This is a genomic window from Brumimicrobium salinarum (genome assembly GCF_002844555.1).
GTDB lineage: Bacteria > Bacteroidota > Bacteroidia > Flavobacteriales_D > Crocinitomicaceae > Brumimicrobium > Brumimicrobium salinarum.
The window spans coordinates 1-1827 of sequence record NZ_PJNI01000043.1 but is presented as its reverse complement, the minus strand read 5'-3'; the positions used below and the strand labels follow the sequence as shown (position 1 = coordinate 1827).

Sequence of the window (1827 nt, the reverse complement as noted above, 5' to 3'; positions counted from 1 at the left end):
TTCTGATCCATAAGTATGCGTTGGATTTTCAAGCGTAGAAGCGTTGCCATCACCAAAGTTCCAAAGATAAGTATCAATTGTTCCAGTAGGGATTGAACTTAGATTATTAAAAATGCTGTTGTCATTCAAACACGATTCATTTACATTGAAACTAGCTATTGGCAAATCATAAACCTCTACCGCCTGATTCACTGTATCTAGACATCCAGCATCATTCTCAACAATTAAAACAACATTTTGAGTACCCACTGTTGGAAAAACAAATGTTGGATTATTTGACAAGGCATCTGGTATGGGATCAGCATCAAAATACCATCTTTGGTTTATAATTGAACCAGTATTTGGAACACTCGTATTTTCAAAGGAGACGGGTTCATTATAGCACGTGTCATTATATAAAAAGTCTGCTTGAGGCTGCGCGATAACTGTAACACTCTCATTGTATGTATTTACACAATTGTTATTCGTTGTAACTTCTAAAATGACATTAAAAGTATTGGCCGAAACATAATTATTTTGTGGATTTTGTTGTGTTGAGGTATTTCCATCTCCAAAATCCCAATTCCAATTTGTTATTGAATTATTTGTATGCGCATTAGATAATGTTGTCTCGTCTATAAAACTAGTAATTTCATACTCACATACTGTTGATGCTGAAAAGTCAACCTGAGGTAAAGGAAATACTGTTGCGTTACTTGTATAACTATCAACACACCCATGATTAGAAGTCACGGTTAAATCTACATTGTACACACCTTCTGAAGTATAAATATGTGTTGGATTTTCTAAAACTGAAACTCCACCATCATCAAAAGCCCAGTCCCAATTCGTTATCGAACCTGTTCCTATTGAACTTGAATTAATAAATTGAATCTGATCATTCAAGCATACAGGAGCAGCCGTGAAGTTTGCAACTGGAAGTTCAAAAATTTCAAGATTATTATAAAGCGTATCGTAACAATTAAAATTATTACTTACAATTAAACCTACATTCTGTGTTCCCATAGCAGGAAAAGTATGACTCGGGTTTTGCGTATTGTCATCGACAATCATATCATTATCAAAATACCAATCCCAGCTATCTATTGATGAACCATTTGATAAACTTTGATCTACAAATTGATTGGGATCACCAAAACATGTATCATTTACTGAAAAGTCTGCTATAGGTTTAGGGTTAAAAGTGACTTCAACTGTATCTTTGGCAATACATCCAACGACATTTGTAGTTATTACATCATAAATACCTGTTTGATTAACTGTAATTATAGGTGTTGTTTCACCGGTGCTCCACAAATAGGTATCTTGTGCATTTATTGTTGCGTCTAATGTTTGAGAATTTATTTCGTTTTCACAATGGGTGATATCTGGACCAATACCAACTAATGTATCAAATACTGTTATGGTTTTTATGATTTGATCTGTACAGCCATTAACGTCTTCAACCTCTAAACTCACATTATAAACTCCTGGAGAGGTGTATATGTGTTCTACCTCATTTGGATGATTGTAAGTTGTACCATCCCCCATATCCCAAGATGTAGATGCGTAAGGACTTTGAAAAGATGGATCACAGAATATAGAATACCTCGCTGTATCTCCAAGACAAATACTATCGTGTTCTATACTGAAATCAGACGCCACCTGATATGAAAAGTCAGCGTAAGTAACATTATCTTGTGAGGCATTATAAAAACCAAATCTTCCAGGATGAAAACAGTCTTCAACATTTACTATTTCTGTACCGTCAATCCAAATTGTAACATTAGTTGAAGTATATCGACATCTAAAATTGTATGTTCTATTCAAGTCCCAACCTGCAAATGA

At 34.5% G+C, this 1827-nt stretch carries 1 protein-coding gene; it reads right to left on the bottom strand.

All coding sequences use genetic code 11. The features are described from left to right. Positions 1-1827: PKD domain-containing protein (locus CW751_RS15025; RefSeq protein WP_101335837.1), on the bottom strand; the 1827-nt coding region annotated here is incomplete at both ends.